This is a genomic window from Staphylococcus simulans (assembly GCF_002994445.1).
In the GTDB taxonomy this organism is placed as follows: domain Bacteria; phylum Bacillota; class Bacilli; order Staphylococcales; family Staphylococcaceae; genus Staphylococcus; species Staphylococcus simulans_B.
In genome coordinates this window covers 1-19689 of sequence record NZ_MRZJ01000002.1, presented here as the reverse complement: position 1 = coordinate 19689, position 19689 = coordinate 1, and the positions used below count along the sequence as shown (strand labels likewise).

The 19689-nt window shown below is 37.6% G+C and carries 22 protein-coding genes; 4 read left to right on the top strand and 18 right to left on the bottom strand.

The annotated features are described in order from the left end of the window. Positions 1-582: 582 nt before the first annotated feature. Entirely contained in the window at positions 583-1152 is a 570-nt protein-coding gene (locus C7N65_RS03445) for a hypothetical protein (protein WP_105993081.1), read from the top strand. Between the two features lie 164 nt (positions 1153-1316). Here the strand turns inward: C7N65_RS03445 and C7N65_RS03440 are convergent, their stop codons facing one another. Together C7N65_RS03440 and C7N65_RS03435 are read right to left on the bottom strand one after the other, a co-directional pair. After that, positions 1317-2342 carry a LacI family DNA-binding transcriptional regulator gene (locus C7N65_RS03440; RefSeq protein ID WP_105993373.1) on the bottom strand — a complete coding sequence of 342 codons (1026 nt, stop codon included), beginning with the start codon at positions 2340-2342 and terminating at the stop codon, positions 1317-1319. Between the two features lie 63 nt (positions 2343-2405). Continuing rightward, entirely contained in the window at positions 2406-3173 is a 768-nt protein-coding gene (locus C7N65_RS03435) for an alpha/beta hydrolase (RefSeq protein WP_105993080.1), read from the bottom strand. A gap of 190 nt (positions 3174-3363) precedes the next feature. Between C7N65_RS03435 and C7N65_RS03430 the strand changes: the two genes are divergently transcribed. Next, positions 3364-4374 carry a HoxN/HupN/NixA family nickel/cobalt transporter gene (locus C7N65_RS03430; RefSeq protein ID WP_105993079.1) on the top strand — a complete coding sequence of 337 codons (1011 nt, stop codon included), beginning with the start codon at positions 3364-3366 and terminating at the stop codon, positions 4372-4374. A 50-nt stretch (positions 4375-4424) separates the two neighbouring features. On the opposite strand, the gene C7N65_RS03425 is transcribed toward C7N65_RS03430, so the two are convergent. The 13 genes from C7N65_RS03425 to C7N65_RS03370 all read right to left on the bottom strand — a co-directional run bounded on the left by C7N65_RS03425 (position 4425) and on the right by C7N65_RS03370 (position 14770). Beyond that, on the bottom strand, positions 4425-4751 hold the full coding sequence (locus tag C7N65_RS03425; protein WP_105993078.1) for a branched-chain amino acid transporter permease: 327 nt from the start codon (positions 4749-4751) through the stop codon (positions 4425-4427). A gap of 1 nt (position 4752) precedes the next feature. Further along, a complete protein-coding gene (locus tag C7N65_RS03420) occupies positions 4753-5463 on the bottom strand; it encodes an AzlC family ABC transporter permease (protein WP_199790645.1) in 711 nt (236 codons plus the stop codon). An 85-nt stretch (positions 5464-5548) separates the two neighbouring features. Then, on the bottom strand, positions 5549-5944 hold the full coding sequence (locus C7N65_RS03415) for an acyl-CoA thioesterase (RefSeq protein WP_105993076.1): 396 nt from the start codon (positions 5942-5944) through the stop codon (positions 5549-5551). A 78-nt stretch (positions 5945-6022) separates the two neighbouring features. Continuing rightward, entirely contained in the window at positions 6023-6580 is a 558-nt protein-coding gene (locus tag C7N65_RS03410; protein ID WP_105993075.1) for a GNAT family N-acetyltransferase, read from the bottom strand. Positions 6581-6738: 158 nt separating this feature from the next. Further along, on the bottom strand, positions 6739-8481 hold the full coding sequence (locus tag C7N65_RS03405) for a pyruvate oxidase (RefSeq protein ID WP_105993074.1): 1743 nt from the start codon (positions 8479-8481) through the stop codon (positions 6739-6741). Between the two features lie 104 nt (positions 8482-8585). Then, positions 8586-9272, bottom strand: coding sequence for an LrgB family protein (locus tag C7N65_RS03400; protein ID WP_105993073.1), 687 nt, complete (start codon positions 9270-9272; stop codon positions 8586-8588). Next, complete coding sequence (locus tag C7N65_RS03395; protein ID WP_105993072.1) at positions 9269-9655, bottom strand: CidA/LrgA family protein; 387 nt, start codon at positions 9653-9655, stop codon at positions 9269-9271. The genes C7N65_RS03400 and C7N65_RS03395 overlap by 4 nt, the downstream gene beginning before the upstream one ends. A 436-nt stretch (positions 9656-10091) precedes the next feature. Then, positions 10092-10493: a YdhK family protein gene (locus C7N65_RS03390; RefSeq protein ID WP_234019047.1), complete on the bottom strand. Its 402-nt coding sequence runs from the start codon at positions 10491-10493 to the stop codon at positions 10092-10094. Beyond that, positions 10494-10628 (bottom strand): hypothetical protein, encoded by a 135-nt coding sequence (locus tag C7N65_RS12815; RefSeq protein ID WP_267894443.1) that lies wholly within the window; start codon positions 10626-10628, stop codon positions 10494-10496. Between the two features lie 112 nt (positions 10629-10740). Then, positions 10741-11628 carry a cidABC operon transcriptional activator CidR gene (gene cidR, locus C7N65_RS03385; protein ID WP_105993071.1) on the bottom strand — a complete coding sequence of 296 codons (888 nt, stop codon included), beginning with the start codon at positions 11626-11628 and terminating at the stop codon, positions 10741-10743. Positions 11629-11778: 150 nt separating this feature from the next. Beyond that, positions 11779-12969, bottom strand: coding sequence for an ABC transporter permease (locus tag C7N65_RS03380; RefSeq protein ID WP_105993070.1), 1191 nt, complete (start codon positions 12967-12969; stop codon positions 11779-11781). Continuing rightward, entirely contained in the window at positions 12966-13646 is a 681-nt protein-coding gene (locus C7N65_RS03375; protein WP_105993069.1) for an ABC transporter ATP-binding protein, read from the bottom strand. Before C7N65_RS03375 ends, C7N65_RS03380 begins: the two co-directional genes overlap by 4 nt. Next, positions 13643-14770, bottom strand: coding sequence for an efflux RND transporter periplasmic adaptor subunit (locus C7N65_RS03370; RefSeq protein ID WP_105993068.1), 1128 nt, complete (start codon positions 14768-14770; stop codon positions 13643-13645). The genes C7N65_RS03375 and C7N65_RS03370 overlap by 4 nt, the downstream gene beginning before the upstream one ends. 261 nt (positions 14771-15031) lie before the next feature. Between C7N65_RS03370 and C7N65_RS03365 the strand changes: the two genes are divergently transcribed. Together C7N65_RS03365 and C7N65_RS03360 are read left to right on the top strand one after the other, a co-directional pair. Then, a complete protein-coding gene (locus C7N65_RS03365; protein ID WP_105993067.1) occupies positions 15032-15652 on the top strand; it encodes a YIP1 family protein in 621 nt (206 codons plus the stop codon). Positions 15653-15783: 131 nt separating this feature from the next. Then, positions 15784-16620, top strand: a complete 837-nt coding sequence (locus C7N65_RS03360; RefSeq protein WP_105993066.1) for an alpha/beta hydrolase — start codon at positions 15784-15786, stop codon at positions 16618-16620. Here the strand turns inward: C7N65_RS03360 and C7N65_RS03355 are convergent. The 3 genes from C7N65_RS03355 to C7N65_RS12840 form a co-directional block, all read right to left on the bottom strand. After that, a complete protein-coding gene (locus C7N65_RS03355) occupies positions 16605-17117 on the bottom strand; it encodes a methylated-DNA--[protein]-cysteine S-methyltransferase (protein WP_105993065.1) in 513 nt (170 codons plus the stop codon). The two genes, C7N65_RS03360 and C7N65_RS03355, sit on opposite strands and share 16 nt — an antisense overlap. Before the next feature lie 708 nt (positions 17118-17825). After that, the gene (locus C7N65_RS12895) at positions 17826-19424 is read right to left on the bottom strand and encodes an SdrD B-like domain-containing protein (RefSeq protein WP_415918788.1); all 1599 of its coding nucleotides are present in this window, start codon (positions 19422-19424) and stop codon (positions 17826-17828) included. A 115-nt stretch (positions 19425-19539) separates the two neighbouring features. Continuing rightward, a partial coding sequence (locus C7N65_RS12840; RefSeq protein ID WP_158698097.1) for an SdrD B-like domain-containing protein occupies positions 19540-19689 on the bottom strand: 150 nt, incomplete at its 5' end.

Below are 19689 nucleotides of genomic sequence, written 5' to 3'. Positions count from 1 at the left end.
ATATTCGTACTTTGGATATAAAGTTGTCACAATTAGTATAAACATCTATTGATATTTCAAACACTAAATCATAAATAAAAATAATCTACGAACCCGATAAATAATGATAATAACTCCCTTTAGCTTTTATCATCATTTGTCTATACAAATTATTTTCCACATGTAACTATAACACTTTGCAAAATAACTTTAAACCAACGAATTATACACAATTTGTCGGATTTAGTCCTTCATGCCTTGACACTTCAAGTTTTCATAGTACTTTCACACTGAAAATGTTCTAATATACTGAATATTTACGAAGTTTATCAATCCTTTAACTCAGATTAAATCCTGCTTAACATTCCTATGCCATCCTAGAGTTGAAGAAGTTGAACATTAAAGTGCTGACGGAAAGCAATACTATTCTTATTTATCATTTGTACATCCCATTGAACCCTTCATAAATAACATATCCGCAGCTGCTTTCAACTTTCTTCGTTGTTGTCGAAATCGTCTGTTTCATCCTTTTGGATTTACACACTGCCAGTTGACACCATGGATGACATGACACTTTCATTTTGGAATAGGAGTGTTGTTTTCATGCGTATGAAGTTAAGTAAAGAGAAATGCTTGCTTCATGTTTCAACAATCGCTTTAAGCGGTTTACTATTTACTAATATGCCTGGAGTGATAAACGCTGCCGAAAATAATGATGTCTCAAACGAACAGTCCGCTAAGCAATCCGCTTTGGTCCAAAATTCAGAAACATCTCAATCACTTGATGACAACCCTAACGCATCAAGTACAACTCTTGTGGCTGATGGTGCAGAAGATCAACCCGATACTGCTTCTTCATCAAATACTCAAACGCACCCTTCAGCAGCAAGCAAAGCAGATGCAAATGAAGTTAGCAAAGCAACAGCTGCTGAGTCCACAACCCATCAACAAAAAGCGGTACAAAACAATGAGAATCAAAAATCAGCAGCAGCTTCAGAAGGTCAAACTGGGCAAGATGCAAGCACAAAACATCAAGGCGAACAATCATCATATGCTGCCTTGCCAAAAGCAGGACACGTTGACCATCCAGAATCAGGTGCTGTCATAGCCATTATTATTGGTATTGTAATATCCACTGTTGCCCTTATAAGGGTGCGCAGACAAAACCCTTAAATGTATCCGTTAAACAAACAATCAAAAGCATTTTAAAAATCCCTAGTGTATCATTTCTAAAATCCCTAATAAAACAGACCTCGTCACTGCTATGTCTTTTCTCCCTTTCTTTAAGACATGCTGACCAGGTCTGTTTTTATTGTATTATTTTATTTTCACTCATTTTATAAATGTTTACGGCTGGAGGCTCTCTCATTCAAACGCGCGGCTAGCCAATCTGATGCAATCGTATCGGTTTCGCCATCAAAGTACTGTTTCAAACGTTTGAATATCGAAGCGCCGATCGATTCTGAATCAATACCGACAGAAGTCAGTTCAGGCGCATGTACTTTATTCCAGCTGTTTTCTTCTAATGTGACGACTGCAACATCTTCAGGTACAGATAGTTCTTGTGCTTTCAATGCTTGCAAGATACCAGTAAGCATCGCATGGTTCGCTGCGATTAATGCTGTCGGATGCTGTGCTTGGCTAAATAATGCTTGAGTTGTCTCATAACCATAACGTTCTGTCGCATTTAAACTTAAATCTGTATATTGATACGCAATCAGACGCTCGTCCATTTGAAATTCAAAATCTTCAAGTGCAGCTTTATAGCCCATTCTGGAATCTGCTGTCGCACTTGATGCTTCATTGCCTAGAATCAGCGCAATAGCTTTGTGATTGTGTTGCAATAAATGTTCTGCTGCTTGATATGTTGTATCTTCGTAGTTCATACCGATATATGGCAATAAGCCGTCTTCAATTTGATTATCAATAATAACCATTGGAATATCTCTCCAGCGTTTCGCAATACGCATTTGTGCAGACACCGGAGATACGATGATGCCGTCGACTTGTTGTGAAACGAACCAATCGATCAATGCATCTTGACGCGCAGCTTGTTCATTAGAAGCCATCGCAATAATACGAATACCTTCAGAACCTTCTTGATGTTCTATCGCATCGATAATCGAAGCATAATAAGCATCATGTCTCGGCATAATAAATGCGATAGTCTTAACACTTTCTCCGCGTAAAGATTGAATATAGCGACTGGGTTCATAACCTAACATTTCTAATGCTTCAACGACACGTGTACGTGCATTATCATTTGCCACATGGCGTTTATCTTCTAAAATCTGATTGACTGTCGCAATCGAGAGTCCAGAAATTCTCGCAATATCATGTAACGTAGGTTGTGTTTTCTTCATTTTCATTCATACTCCTTGAGTGGTTGGAATGCTCCGCAACAAAAATTCATCTTTAAAAACTGATTATTTCGTTGCCTCATCCATCGACATTTCAAATTCTAACCAATTTACAATATCTGATAATAACATACCACGATATGAAGATACATTTAATAACTCATGATCCAGCCCATCATAAATTCTTAAAGCTTTATGTGTCGTTTTAGATTTTTTAAAGAACTCTATCGCATCATCCGAACTTACTACTCTGTCGCTGCCGCCATGCATAATTAATACTCTGTCATCAAATTTTGAAAACTCGATATCCATTTTGCGCACCGCTTCACGAAACGTCTTAATCATCATATGCTTCTTCAAATTTTCTTCTCTGCCATGACTTTGAAGCTCGACAGATTGATCCACCGCATCATCACGAAAGACCGGCTGGCCTGTCGGCGATAAACCGCCAGCAGAAATATAACCGTATACTTGATGCGGATATCTGATACCAAATAATGTAGCTATCGTACCGCCTACACCATGCCCTAAGATAAACACTTTGCCGTGCAAGTTGTCTTTCACATAATCCACAACTGCTTTCAAATCTTCAATCACTACATCCACATGATTCAACAGTTTCTCTTCCCCAGGAGTATTGCCATGACCACGCTGGTCATAACGAATTACATTATAGTCATATTCATTAAAAAATGAAGCCACACTATCATAATCATCTAAATCTTCCGTTAGCCCCTGTACAATAATTAAGTTCGCGATAGGTCTTTCCCCTAATGTGATCTTGCTGTAAAGGTTCACATCGTCAAATGATGAAATATAATTGATGTCTGACACATTTATAACCTCTCTCTCTTTCAATCCTTAAAATTTCCATTATAGTTACTTTACCCCTTACACATGATGACATACACGTTGATGTCTTTTTCTTTGAAAACATACAATAACCTTTTACTTTCACCAGCCTCAGTATTAAAATAATAACGTTGCTCAATACAAATTTAAAACAGAAAGCAGTTGACACCCATTGAATCATCATCTTATACCTAAACAACCTATCCTCCCCTATTTGCTTATTGTCGCAGCTTTGCATGGGCTAGGATTACTGTTTTTATTTATCGCAGGACAAACACACCCTATGCTGTTCGGCATGGGACTATTAGCATATACTTTAGGACTGAGACACGCTTTTGATGCTGACCATATTGCCGCCATCGATAATACCGTACGTAAATTAATGCAAGAAAAGAAAAATCCAATCGGCGTCGGTTTTTATTTCTCTATCGGCCATTCAAGTGTCGTCTTTATAATGGCATTGCTGCTGGGAATTTCAGTCCGTTTTGCGAAACATCAGCTGCCTGCTTTTCAAGCTGTCGGCGGTATCATCGGCACGATTGTTTCCGGTATGTTCTTACTGTTAATCGGTATTTTGAATCTAATCATTCTTATCGCATTGATACGTTTGTTTATGCGCTTGCGTAAAGAGCGCCTGCACCACGAACAGTTAGATGAATTGCTCGCATCACGCGGCTTGATTAACCGCTTTGTCGGCCCTTATTTTAAATGTATCAATCAAAGCTGGCATGTATTGCCGCTAGGCTTCCTCTTTGGATTAGGCTTTGATACTGCAAGTGAAATTGCATTACTGGCACTCTCTTCAGGGGCCTCGGAACAATCGATTTCACTCATCGGCATCTTAGCCTTGCCGCTGCTTTTTGCGGCCGGCATGAGTTTGTTAGATACATTAGACGGCCTATTAATGCAGTCCGCCTACCATTGGGCTTTCTTAAAACCTGTACGCAAAATCTATTACAATATCACAATCACTGCGATATCTGTCATTGCGGCACTTATCATAGGTATGGTAGAACTTATGCAAATTCTAATTGATCACTTCCATTTGCAAGGCAGCTTTTGGAATACTATTGCAGCCATTGAATTTGACCACTTAGGTTATATTCTTGTTGCTGTCTTCATTTTAATCTGGATGCTTTCTGTCTTTATTTGGAAAACAAATCGATTCGAAGAAAGTCATTAACAAACAACTATAATTTAAAAAAGCAATCCATGCATCATGATGGATTGCTTTTAAAATACAAATTGTACTAATAACATATAGGCAATCGTTCCTCCTGCAATAGATATCAGCATATTGCGTTTAATGACATGCAATAAGATGATGACCAATATTGCGATCAGTTCAGGCAAACCATGATTGCCGGTTAACACAGGTGTTTTGCGTAATGCATAAACGACTAAAAAGCCGAATACTGCAGCGGGCAGTACAGTGCCGAGATATTGGATAAATTTAGGCGTCGGCTTGTCTTTTGAGAAAATCAAAAACGGCAAGAAACGTGTTAACATCGTCCCGATAACGACAACACCGATTGTGATGATTTGCTGCGTCAAAGTCATATTAAGCCACACCCTTTCTGCTGAAATAGCCTCTCAACAATGTTAAAGCAATGACAATTAAAATCATTGAAGGCAAGATAAAATGATTTGGTCCAAATAGGATGAGACAAATTGTCGGTAAGATTAAACCGATAAGTGCACTGACATGATTCTTTTCTTTAAGCCATGATTCTAAGAAAATGACCACAAAAAGTGCGACCATCACAAAGTCTAAGCCTGTGGTATCAAATTTGATAAACACTCCGAACCAGCTGCCGACTGTTGTGCCTAGGAACCAATAAATCTGATTGAGCAATGTGACATAAAACATAAACAAAGTACGATCCACATGTTTAGGTACATTTGCCATATTATTGATGACAAAGGTCTCATCACACATACCGAAAATCAAATACGGTTTATAATTGCCTGTGCCTTTAAAGCGGTCTAACATCGAAATACCGTAAAATAAATGTCTGGAATTCAGCATCAGCGTCAGAATAAAGACACTGAAAGGATTAAACGGCGCAAGCAATAAACTGCCGGCCACAAATTCCATAGATCCTGCGAAAATCAATAAACTCATCAACATTGCATAAATAGGATGGAATCCTAAAGAATGCATATAAATCCCGTACGCAATGCCGATAAAAGAAAAACCCGCAAAGATTGGGATGGTTTGAGGGAAAGCAGCTTTAAACGCTGTTAAATGCGGATGTTGCTGTTGTGTCATGCCTATCATGCCTCTTTTCTGATATGTATATTACAAAATCTCCGAAAACATCATGTTTTCGAAGATTAATCCTTACTTTTATGCATTAAATATTTCTGAAGATATCTGGGACAGGGATAATTTTCTGTTCTTCCAAATTGAAAAAGCCGCCGTATTGCATGCCCTTGCAATGTACTTTATCACCAGAACTGATTTCAAATTCAAAGACCCATTTCATTCGGCTGATTTTTGTTAACCAGCATCTGCCGACCGGGCGATCATGAATTGTGACTGGCATTTTATAATCTGCCTCAGTATGCATCAAAATCGGAGAAATTGCTTGTTTCATCATTTCAGAGTAATTCATATGCTGATTAATAAATAACGTTCTTAAATCTTCAAACCATCTGATATAAACAATGTTGCTGACAATGCCCATTGCATCTATGTCGTAGCCGTTGACTTCTATTTCACTTTCTGCGACTAATTTACGTTCAGTCATTACTGACAACTCCTATCTTGAAACTTACGTTATCAGTATAACAAAACTCCTTTAAACGTTGACAGGCGTTACCTTAATTTATAATGAATTTTGTGAATTGAATTCGCGCTTAAGCAATGCATATCTTACAAAATCTTCATATTGTCCGCGTTCGTACAATTCTTCTTTATCGGAACCGACATATTGAAATCCTGCACGTTTAGCAACATTAATACTCGGCTCATTCTTGATATTCGCATGAATCGATAATTTATTCAGGTTCAATGAATTAAATGCAAAGTCGCATAGTGCAGTCAGACAACGTGTCATAATCCCTCGACCATTATATTGACTGCTCAACCAATAGCCTACCCAAGCTTTCTGATGCTCTTGGTTCACTTGATGCAAGTCTATCGTACCCACAAGTTGGTCTTGATAATAAATCAAAAATAATCTGCCTGTGCCTCTTGATTGATGTGTAAGCATCAATTTAATAAATTCTATCTCATCTTGAACTGAAAGCGTGTGATCAATAAAAGGAAGATAAGTTGAGAGGAACGCTCTTTCTTGCTCAATCACATTAAACAATGATTGTGCCATTTGTATTTCCGGTTGCACGAGTTTCAAATCATTATCTATTGGAAGGTATAACATCATAAGCACAATCACCTGCTTTCCATTTTGAATAGTATCCTGATTATAGTTGAATTAACTGAATATTTCAATATCAATTAAAAAGAAAAAAGCAACGTGTAATGAAATGCATCATTACACGTTGCTTGATTATTAGAAATTATATTCGATTATCTCTCAAATTATAAGAAACGTTTTGCTGCTACTGAAAGTGGTGGAATTTCTTCTAAGTCTAATTTTTTATCTTCAGTAATAGATCTGTATGCCCATTTAGCATAGTTGATTGCTTCGTCAGGTACGATTTTACCTGGAAGTGGTGCAGCATTTGCATCAACGTGTACGTCAACGATTGTTGGACGGTCTTCGTTTAATGCAGCTTCAACGATAGTGTCGATGTCTGCTGGGTCTTTCAATGTGTAACCAGCACCGCCGCATGCTTCAGCGAATTTAGCCATATCCATATCTGAGAAGTCGATAGCATATTCTAATTCACCAGCTGCTTGTTGTTCATATTTGATGAACGCCAATTCTTTGTTGTTCATGATGAAGATAACCATCGGCATGTTGTATTGAACTGCAGTTGCGAAGTCTTGCATTACCATTTGGAATGCACCGTCACCAGCGATACCGATAACTTGACGGTTAGGGAATGCTACATTAGAAGCAATTGCTCCTGGTAATGCACAGCCCATAGTACCTAACCAGCTTGAAATAATGAATTCGTTGCTTGGTTTAAGGCTTAGGTAACGTGTAGACCAAACTGTTGATGTACCTACATCGATTGAGTAAACAGCATCATGGTCTGCTTCTCTGTTGATTGCACCCATTAAGTGTTCTGGGCGGATTGGGAATGCATCGTTATCAAGGTCTTTTTGCATCCATTCTTTCCAAGTTTTCATGTTATCTAAAGCTTCGTCTAAGAATTTACGGCTTTTAACTGGTTTCACTAAGTCGTTTAATTCGATTAATGAAGTTTTAGCGTCGCCGATAATTCCAGCATTCACTTTGAAACGGTGTCCGATTGCTTTCGGATCAACGTCGATTTGAACTGCTTTGATATTTTTCTTAGGTAGGTAGTCAACGTAAGGATAGTTTGTACCAACCATAATTAATAAGTCAGCATTTTGCATTGCTTGATATGCTGGTTTAGTACCGATTTTACCAATGTTACCTAAGTTGTACGGGTGATCATCAGGGATGATTGTTTTAGCTGGTAAAGTAATGATTGTAGGAATTTTAGCTTTGTTGATGAAAGCTTCTACTTCCGGACCAGCATGTTTAGCACCAGTACCCATTAATAATACAGGTTTTTTAGCTTTGTTGATTAATTTAGCTGCTTTTTTAATTTTAGCTTGGTTTGGAGCTGGGATTGTTGGGCGTTTTTTATTAACTGGTTTGTTAGTTGTGTCTTTAACTTTGCGAGTTAATAAGTTGTTAGGCAAGATTAAAGTTGCCACACCTTTTTTCTCATAAGCTGTTTTGATAGCTTCGTTTACGATACCGAAGATATCATCATCTTTTTCGCTGATTTGACGGTTGTAAACAGAAACATCATTACATAAATCTAATAAGTTTGTTTCTTGGAAAGCTTTAGTTCCTAATAAGTTGCTGTTAGATTGACCAACTAATACTAATTGAGGAACACCGTCCATTTTAGCGTCATACATACCATTTAATAAGTGGATTGCACCTGGTCCGCCGATTGCTAATGACACACCGATTTTACCAGTAAGTTTAGTGTAAGATGCTGCTGCTAAGCTTCCAACTTCTTCATGACGAACATGATAGAATTTGATTTGTTCGCTTACTGTACGCAAGCTGTCTACTACCGCATCGATTGAGTCGCCAGGGATTCCGTATAAATGATCAATATCCCATTGTAGTAACGCTTCTACAAGTGCTTGATTTGCTTTAATTTTTGCCATTTTAAAAATAGCCCCTTTCTATTCATTAAAAAAGTAACTGTATTCAAACTACCCTTTAGTGTTTGATACTTCGTTATGCTTGAGCGTCGTTATATATAAAACTTTTAATAAAACAAAATGATGAGAATCGGTAATAATACAGAACTGATAACTGCAGTTAAAATCATACCGATTGAACTGAATGCACCAGATTCTAGATCCAATTCCAGTGCTTTAGCTGTACCGAACGCATGAGAGGCATTTCCGAATGCAAGCCCTTTTGCAATGGAAGTTCTGAAATTGCCCATGCGAAGCAGCATTGAACCAAGCATACTGCCGATTAAACCAGTCGTAATAATGAACAATACTGTAATCGTATCCGCACCGCCCATCTGATGCGATACTTGGATACCGACTGCTGCAGTAATTGATCTTGGCAACAGTGTTACAATTTCTTCCTTATCGAAGCCTAGAATCTTCAACGAGAAATAAACTAACACAAAATTGAGTAATACACCAGTTAATACGCTTGTAAAAATAATATTAAAATTCTCGAAGATTTTATGACGGTTAATATACAGCGGATATGCTAAACATACAACCGTACAGCTCAGCAGATAATTGATTAAATGTCCGCCGGCCATGTAAGAATTATAATTCTGGCGGAATAATAATAACACGATTATAATTCCGATTGAAGCAACTAAGGCTGGATTTAAAAACGGGCTTGGAAACCGTTTGTGTAATCTCTTTGCTGCTAGATACATGAATACTGTAAGCAAGATCATAATGATGTCTTTAATAATAATCATGATGTGTGACTCCCCTTATCACCATGGAGTCTTCTAGCCATTTTCTCGGCAATAAGCCCAGAGACGTAAGCGACAGCAATTGTGCCGAGAATAATGACGCCGAAGAACACAATAAAATTAAGGTGAATGTCGCCTATGATATCCATTACACCAACGACAGATGGAATAAAGAAAAAGACCATCGTTGTTAAAAGGAAGTTGGAACCCGCTTCGACCCATTTGACAGGTATAATTTTAAATTGTAAAAGTAGGAAAAAGAGTCCTAGGCCGACGATACTTCCAGCTAATGGAATATGCAAAAGGCGTTGAAGGGTGTTGCCTAAATACGTGATGCCCATAATCAAGATAATTTGAAAGATAATCTTTAAAACTTTCGATGTCATAAGCTAACACCTTTCTTTTGTTTAACTGTATAAATGGTCATTTTCATGTCGGTTCTGGTGTCTGAACCTAAGTGTCCATCATCATTTATACATATTCTTTTGACTTACATTCCCTATTGTATGACAATTTTGTGTATCATAAAAATATCGATTTTAGATAGTATCTATTACTTTTTTCTATGTAAGCGATACCATCTATTACTTTTCATTCAAATCGAAACTTTCTGAAGATTACACCATGGCCATACAGTATTTACCCCTTTATCCTATTGTTAGCGTTCGGCATTGCATCGCAAAAATACGGCTGCTCGGCTTTACCGAACAACCGCTGCTTTAATCTTGCTTAAACGCGCAAGTATGGCAGTTATAGATTGATTGGAATCAGGTTTTGCTGCAAACATTCGCTTTTAACCGCTTTATGACATTTAGATGAACTTTATTGATCTGCTTCTAATTCATCTTCTGTCATCCACTTATGGTTTTTCACTATTTTGCCATTGTCAGTATCTTTGTAATCCACCATATATACGTTTTTATCTTCAACTTTATCAATAGTTGCTTTAGCACCTTTCATACCTTTCATATGATCCGCTTCTAAAGTAACTTGATCACCGCTTTTAAATCCTTCTTTCGGCGCATCTTTGATTTCTTCATTTACTACCCATTTATGATGGTTTACTTTTTTACCGCCATTCGTCGGTTCATAGCTGACTTGGTACACTTTTGTGTGATAAACACCTTTAACTTTGCCTTCAGCATTCATCATGCCCGGCATATGCCCTTCTTTTAAGATGACTTTATCACCTTTTTTAAATTGGCTGTCTTTAGCTTGTGTCATTTACTTTGGTGCATCGCTTTTTTGATTATGTTCCATTTGATGTTGTTCTGATTGTTTGTCCGATTGCTCTTGTGTCCCGCAAGCAGTTAATAATAAACCTGAAGCTATAACTGCAGCTCCTAATCTATAAAGCATTCTATCCTTCCTTTCTTGCTACATATACCATATACCCCTATAACGTATATAACAAACTTTATGCTTTAAAAGCGGCGTACCCTACAACTACTGTAAAGTACGCCGCTCTTTTTTAATCTTGCATCGTCAATGATGATTTCATGTAATCAATGTATTCTCTTGTCGCATAATTAATATATTTTTCTTTCTTCCATATCACTCCTAATTGCCATCGCATCGCAGAATCATTAATCTTTGAGCTATGTATCGGACCGTTTAACATCTTAACGATATTTTCAGGAAGAATACTAACACCTAATCCGGCTGTTAATAAGTTTTCGATAAAGTTCCACTGAGAAATTTTAGAGATAGTTTTCGGTACAAAGCCAGACCGCTTCGCAGTTTCAATAATCTTATCATTTAAATAGAAATCTTCATTAAATAAAATAAAGTCCTCATTTGCGAGTTCATGCATCTCTACTACCTCTCTATTTGCAAGCGGATGTGTTTCGCTGACAACCAGCAGTAAATCTTCCGTATAGAGCGGAATCGATTCAAAGATTGCACTATCTACAGGCAGTGTTGTAATGCCGATATCAATCTCATTATTGATAATTTGAGACTCTAACGCTTTACCGCCGTTTTCTACTAAGTTATAAGTAATGTTTGGATACAGCTGGTGGAAGTTCCCTAATGTTTCAATGAATTTATTCATATTCATGACCGCAGATAAACCAATACTGATATGTCCTGCTTCAAGCCCTTTGAGCTGATTGACTTCTTTCGGCAAATTCTCGAAAAGATTCATAATTTCCAGTGACTTTTTATAAAAGATTTCACCGCTGTCTGTTAAGGTTAAATGACGCTTGCTGCGATCAAACAAAGCACTGCCGAGTTCATTTTCTAAATCTTTAATAGCTTTACTGATTGTCGGTTGTGCAATAAATAACTCTCTGGATGCATTGGTCATACCCCCGTATTGTACTACAGCAATAAAGTAACCCATTTGTTTAATATCCAAAACCTTTGTACCCCCTTTCACAACGTTTTTAATTCGTTAAATTAAACATATCCACTTTCAAAGAAATAATCAACTGCTTCTCTAAAATGTACCCGATATTCGCATTATAAAAAACCGAGGAACGATAACGTTCACCCGGTTTAAAAAAGACTATTTAATGATATCAATTAATTCTTTCTTAGCTGCTGCACGTGCAGGAATCCAACCGAAGACAATACCGATTAAAGATGAGACACCTACAGCAAGCAGCACAGATCCTAGAGTCACTGCACTCTTAATGTAATCCGGTGTGACCGCATCAACAAGAGAAGCAATAGCAATACCTAATACTAATCCGATGATACCCCCGATTAAACATAAGACCACACTTTCAACTAAGAATTGTATTTCGATATCTCTTGCTTTTGCGCCGAAAGCACGTCTTATTGCAATTTCTTCAGAACGTTCAGCAACTGAAATATACATCACATTCATTACACCGATACCAGCAATAAATAGTGAAATACCAGCGACTGCCGCTACGAAATAAGTAATCGCATCAAATACTTTTTCGATACCCTTCATCATTTGTTCCATATCAGAGTACTGATAACTGCCGTTGGCTTGTCCGGTGCCTTTTTTACTTAAAGTCTTTGCGACTTTTTGCGCAACGTCTTTCTTATTCGAACCTTCTTCTATTTTCACTTCCAACTGCACAAAATCTTGTGTCAGATTCGGCAAGTAGCGTTCAAAAGTCTTTGTCGGCATATGCACTGTATTCGTTTCAAATTGATCACCATTTGTGACACCTGCAATTTTGAAACCTTGCCCATTAATATATAAGGTACGGTTTACAGCTTTTTTGGGTTGGTGGAACAATGATTTCGCTAGCTTTTTATCTATCGTTACTACTTTTTCAGCTAAATCATTGTCATCTTCATTAAACCCTTTGCCTTTGCTGACCTTTTTATAATGCTTATTAATGTAGATGTTGGCATCGCCGTTCTTTTGAGAATTGGTCACTTTAGCTTTGAACGACTGGGTTTTATCTTGTTTCTTTTGTGCTTTTTCAACACCCTCTACATTTTCTGCTAAAGTGATATCGCTAGGTGAAAACGGATCGATTTTATCATTGTTGTTGCTATCCATAGATTGCATATAACTGATTAAAGCTGTATCTTTGCTGGCACCTGAATCTGAAAATTGTTCATTGGCTGTTTTCTTAAATCCGTTACCTAAAGACATAATAGTAATAACTGCCGCAATACCGATAATAATACCGATCATTGTAAAGATATTGCGTCGTTTGTTTTTCATAATAGAGCGTAATGATACCGCCAGAATGTTTGAAAATCGGTTCATTTTACCACCTCTTCTTCTTGGATGCGTCCATCTAAGATATGAATAATGCGGTCTGCTTTTTCTGCGACAGCTCTATCATGTGTCACCATAATCATGGTCGTATGCTTTTCCTCATTCAAACGTGTAAATAACTGCATGATATCCTCAGAAGTTTTTGAATCTAATGCCCCTGTCGGCTCATCTGCGATGATGAATTCCGGTTCATTGACTACAGAACGCGCAATCGCAACACGTTGCTGCTGACCTCCGGATAATTTATTGGGCACTAAATGTTCTTTTTCATACAACCCTACATTATGCAGTGTTTCTATTACACGCTGCTTGCGTTCTTGACTGCCGATACCTGCATAAACTAAAGGAATGCTGACATTTTCTAACACTGTATTATTTTGAATCAGCTTAAAGTTTTGAAAGACAAATCCTACCACACGGTTTCTGATTTCTGCGAGTTGGTTATCAGAACTTTCTTTATAACTTTTATCGTTGAAATAGTAGTTGCCTTCATAACCTCTGTCAATGAAGCCGATAATATTGATCAGCGTACTTTTTCCTGAACCGGAAGGACCCATAATAGCAATGAATTCCCCTTTCTTTATTTCCAGGGAAATATCCTTTAAGATATGGTTCACCTTGTTTCCATTTTTAAAAGAACGATTAATCTTATCCAGCTTAATCATTGTTTCACCTCTATTGCATCACCATTTTTCAGAGATGCTTTCGGGTGCTTCACTAGACGTTCTCCAGTTTTAACTCCTGACTTCACATAAATATCGCCATTTTGTTTTTCAATTTTCACTTTCCGCTTCTCAACTTTATTATCTTTATTCAGCACATAAACAGTATTATCTTTGCCTAATACATTAGAAGGCAGTTTCACTTTATCTGTCGTAACAGCTGCATCTAAAGATAACCCTGGACGTACCGGTGATGACAATTGTCCGATGAGCACCGTATATTTAGATGCATCACTTGCATCTCCTTTTCCGGAAATATCATTCACAACTGGATTTGACGCTTGTGCTGTATCCATACCTTCTTCTGATGGTTCTCCGCCTTGTCCGGCTGCGGCACTGCTCATACTGCCGCTGTTTAATTGCTCTTCATAGTTTGTCGGCAATTCAGAGATCTTTAAAATTTCACCGTAACCTTTTTTCCCTGTACTGCTTACAGTATATTCGACTTTTTGGCCTTCTTTGATTTTGCTTAAATCATATTCAGCGACTGTTGTTTTGATTTGAGGATTTTTTGAAATCAATTGCAGAATAGTATCTCCTTCATTAGGATTTTCATCTTGTTCGATTTCGATTTTGCCGTCAAATGCCGCAAACAAACTGTCATTGATTTGATTATCTAATTGATTTAAAGATTGATTCGCTTTATCTAGCTGGGTTTGTGCATCAGATAATTGTTGATTAGCTTGTGTATCATTCGGTGCGCGATTGACCGCTTCTTGTGCCTTTTGTCTTGCTTGTTCTGCTTCATTTACTTTATTTACAAGGCTTTGACGTTGATGATTATTAGTATTATAGGTAATAATTTGTTGACCTTTCTCAACTTCTTGGCCGTCTGATACGGTAGTATTGATATAATCCCCTATCGACGAATTATTTTTATAAGACTTCACTGTTTCTGGAGAAGCCTTGCCTTGCATAGTTAACGGACTTTCTTTTTTAACTTTAAAGACTTGATATGTATCCTCGCCATTCGATGTACCGGTTGCATTCTTCACAATCACAGCAACAATAAATAAGACTAAAACAGCTGCGATGATCGAAGCAATCCAAATAAGTTTTTTCTTCACACTGATTTTCTCTCCTTGCTTTGATTTTATTACTTCATTTGCATAATATCACAACTTAAAAATAAATAAATACCTTTACATGAATTAAATTAGAATTTTAAATTCTTTAACTATACTCTAATATTGATTCTATAATCTTTATCAAAAACACTTCATGAAAATGCAGAATTAAAGTATGTTTTTCAATTTTAAGAAACCTATTTATTATAATAAACAATTATGATACGCTTTTGTTGAAATAAAAAAGAGAAGGAGTACAGCATGGAACATTCAAAATTACTATTAGGTTCAAACTTCCAAAAGTACAGAGAACATCCGAAATGGATCATCAACTTAATCATTTGGATTGTTATCGTACTTGCAGTTTTATGGATTACTTCTGTTGCTACAGATTGGACACAAGTCTTAAAAGACAGAAATCAAGAAATGAATCAAGCACAACTTGAACAATTCAAGTTATTCATGGGTCCTGTGACAATTATTTTTGGAATTCTCGGGCAATTATTCTCTCTGTTATTTGCCTATCTGATTGTTTGGGGCATTGCGAGAATTTTTAAATCAGATGTAAGAAAAAGAAGTATCTTTGCAGGTACACTCTTCGCATTGTTAATCAGTTCGCTTGTCGCATTCGTAGTTTTAGGTATTCAAGCTATTGTAGGTTTAGACGTTGCACAAGTTTCAATTACCAGCTTGAATATATTTGACAGTGGAAATAAAGTATTAGGAGTATTTAATCTCCAAACTTTATTATCTGGTTATTTATTCAGCTTGCTGCTTTATAAAACATGCAAGTTATCAGGAAAAGTTTCTATAATATTCGGTGTTATCTTAGTCGTATTATCTGTCGGTTTCGGCTTAATCGGCGCAATGGTGCAACCGTAAAAAAATCAGGAGCAGTTGAACACATTCATGTTCAGCTGCTCCTTTTTCAACTTCTTGCTACCTATTTAATCCTTTAACCACTAAAATAGAGTTATTCATACATTTCAATTAGAAAGAAAGCAGGAATTACTATGTCGTCACACACTTTTACCGTTCTGACTCAAGACAAATTTGCTTTACCCATTCAAATACATTCACCGAAACAAAAACCGAAAGGGATTATTGTTTATTATCATGGCGGCGGTTTGATTGCAGGCACACCGCATGATTTGCCTCCTGAAGTGATTGCATTATTCACTGAACACTTTTATCTTGCAGAAGCCCCTTATCGTCTTGCGCCGGAAGCAAAAATCGATACGATTATGTCAGATGCTTTATGTGTATTTGATGCAGTTTTTGCAAAATATCCTGATCTGCCATGCTTTACTTTCGGACGTTCTTCGGGCGGCTTTCTTGCATTGCAGGCTGCACATAAGCGCAATGTCCAAGGTGTGCTTGATTTCTATGGTTTCGCACAAGTTGCACTTCCTGAATTGATACACCCGCACGCAGCATTTCGTCAAATGACTGCGCATTTAAACGAAGCGATGATTCAATTTATGATTCAGCCTGAGCCTATCATTGAAGGCCATGCACAATTCAGATATCCGCTTTATCTCTATACACGCGGCCAAGGACAATGGTTTGACTATACCGGCATTACTGATGAAAAGAGACATACTTTGAATTTAGATAATCTCTCCTTAAAACAATTGCCGCCTGTGTTTATTGCACATGCGAAAGGAGATATCGATGTGCCTTATCACGAAAGCTTGCGTCTTATGCAGCATACTGCACAAGCAGAATTAGTTGCGGTTGATAGCGACGCACATGACTTTGACCGAACTTTTAATACTGAGGCAGAAGCTATCTATTTAAAAGCTGTAAAGTTCTTGCATCAATGGGCTGATGCTTATTCGGTGAACTGACTCAAATCATGATGTTCGCATTGCAGCAAATAACGTTTATTATCCAATCCGCCGCCGTACCCTGTAAGTTTATGATTATGACCAACAACACGGTGGCATGGAATAATAATAGAGATCGGATTGCTTCCTACTGCACCTCCGACTGCTTGTGCCGACATTTTTGTTTTGCCTCGAAGCTTAGCAATCTTTTGTGCAATGGAGCCATACGTGACTGTTTCACCGTAAGGTATTCTCGTTAATTCTTCCCATACTTGCTCTCTGAATTCTGTACCTGAAGCATGGTATTTAAAATCAATTTCAGGATTTTCTCCTTTAAAATATGCATCTAACCAACGCCCTGTTTTCTGTAAAACAGGCACTTCATTAATTTGCACCTTCTCATAATGCGGATTGTCTTTATTGATTTGTCCTGGATAATAAACCCCTGTTAAGATATCATCTTCGCTCATCAATGTTAATAAACCGATGGGTGAAGGATAATCGCTTATTTTAATCATGACATCACCTTTTCTTCATTTTATATATTTAAACGTTTCAAAATAGGCTTTTGCTTTCGTTAAAATGCATTACTTTAATACATGGCGTTATACCTATTATGAAAGAAAAAGAAGCACACCTCAAATGAGATGTGCCCCTTAAAATCTATAGAGATTTTTCAATTCTTATTTTTCTTTGTCTTCTTTGCGGCGTTTGCCGAATAAGAAGATTGAACCTATCAATTTAGTTAAGTCTTTTATCCATTTTTTCTTAAATTTTTATGTCGCCACGCTTTTTATTATCAAATAATTTTCGATATGCAATTTTGCAATCTATAACATAATTTTCTTATATACTTTACCTAAATAAAGCACGCTAGATTACGCAATGCAATTGAGTTCAATCAATTTTATATTTATACAATTCCCGTTGAAAATAAGGTTTTGCTATGGCAAAAACTGACATTTTTCCCTATTTAAAGTTACATAATACACTTAATAAAACGTTTACAATTGTCACAAATTGGACACATTTATAGAGATAACTATCCACATTAATATGAATAGTTATCATTTTTAAAGTAAATACTCTTATTTATACGCTTTTTGCCTCATTCAATTTTATATCCTCCACATTATTTAAAATAAAAAAAGTACCGAATTACTAGAGCAGTACTCTAGTAAAACGATACTTATTTGTATTGCATTTTTTATTGATTTCGTTTGATCTTATTGATTCTTTTTACGACGTTTGAATAATAAGATGCTTCCAAGTGCCGCAAAAGCTGAACCGATTAACGTAGCATTCAATCCATCCTGACCAGTTTCAGGTAATTCTTTTTTAGCTTCTTTACCTTTAGATGGTGTTTCAGTTTTGCCTTCTTTGATTGGGCTTACAGCTGCCTTTTCAGGTTGACTTGGCTTCTCTGGAGCTGTTGGCTCCTCTGGTGTTGTCGGCTCTTCTGGAGTCGTTGGCTCCTCTGGTGTTGTTGGCTCCTCTGGTGTTGTTGGCTCCTCTGGTGTTGTTGGCTCTTCTGGTGTTGTTGGCTTCTCTGGTGTTGTCGGCTCTTCTGGAGTCGTCGGCTCTTCTGGAGTTGTTGGCTCCTCTGGAGTCGTTGGCTCTTCTGGAGTCGTCGGCTCTTCTGGAGTCGTTGGCTCTTCTGGAGTCGTCGGCTCTTCTGGTGTTGTTGGCTCTTCTGGAGTCGTCGGCTCTTCTGGAGTTGTTGGCTCCTCTGGTGTTGTTGGCTCTTCTGGAGTCGTCGGCTCTTCTGGAGTTGTTGGCTCTTCTGGTGTTGTTGGCTCTTCTGGAGTCGTCGGCTCTTCTGGTGTTGTTGGCTCCTCTGGTGTTACAGATTTAACAAATCCACTATCGATTGTCTTGTCATCAGCGTTATTCACTGTAACTGTTGTTGTTGTACCGTTTGAATCTAATTCAGTATTACCAACGTTTGGTGTTGTCGGTTCATAACCTTCTGGTGTTTCAAATGTGATTGTGTAATCACCATTCGGAAGACCTGTGAACTCATAGTTACCGTTTTCATCTGTAACTGTTGTTACTGTTGATCCGTCCGGCTTAGTTAATGTTACAGTTACACCTTCGATACCCGGCTCATTTGAGTTTTGGATTCCGTCTTTGTTTGTATCTTCCCATACTTTGTCTCCAACTGTATAAGTTGCTGGTTCTTGCGGTGTTTCTACAACTGGTTTGAAGAAACCACTGTCAATTGTTGTATTATCAGCGTTATTGATTGTCGCTGTTGTTGTTAAGCCGTTTGAATCTAATGCAACATCACCTACATTCACTGGTGATGCTTCATAACCTGCTGGCGGTGTGAATGTTACTGTGTACTCGCCGTTCTCTAATCCAGCGAAGTTATACTTACCAGTCGCGTCTGTAACTGTCGTTACTGTTGTACCATCTGGTTTAGTCAACGTTACTGTTACACCTTCGATACCAACCTCGTTTGAGTTTTGGATGCCGTCTTTATTTGAGTCTTCCCATACATAGTCACCTAAGTTGTACGTTGCTGGAACTGGTGTTGGTTCAACCGTCGGTTTAACGAATCCGCTATCGATTGTTTTATCATCAGCGTTATTAACTGTAACTGTTGTAGTTGTGCCGTTTGAATCTAATTCAGTGTTTCCAACGTTTGGCGTTGTCGGCTCATAACCTTCTGGTGTTTCAAACGTGATTGTGTAATCACCATTTGGAAGGTTCGTAAACTCGTAGTTACCGTTATTGTCAGTTGTTGTCACAACCGTTGATCCGTCCGGCTTAGTTAATGTAACAGTTACACCTTCGATACCCGGTTCATTTGAGTTTTGGATTCCGTCTTTGTTTGTATCTTCCCATACTTTGTCTCCAACTGTATAAGTTGCTGGTTCTTGCGGTGTTTCTACAACTGGTTTGAAGAAACCACTGTCAATTGTTGTATTATCAGCGTTATTGATTGTCGCTGTTGTTGTTAAAGCCGTTTGAATCTAATGCAACATCACCTACATTCACTGGTGATGCTTCATAACCTGCTGGCGGTGTGAACGTTACTGTGTACTCGCCGTTCTCTAATCCAGCGAAGTTATACTTACCAGTCGC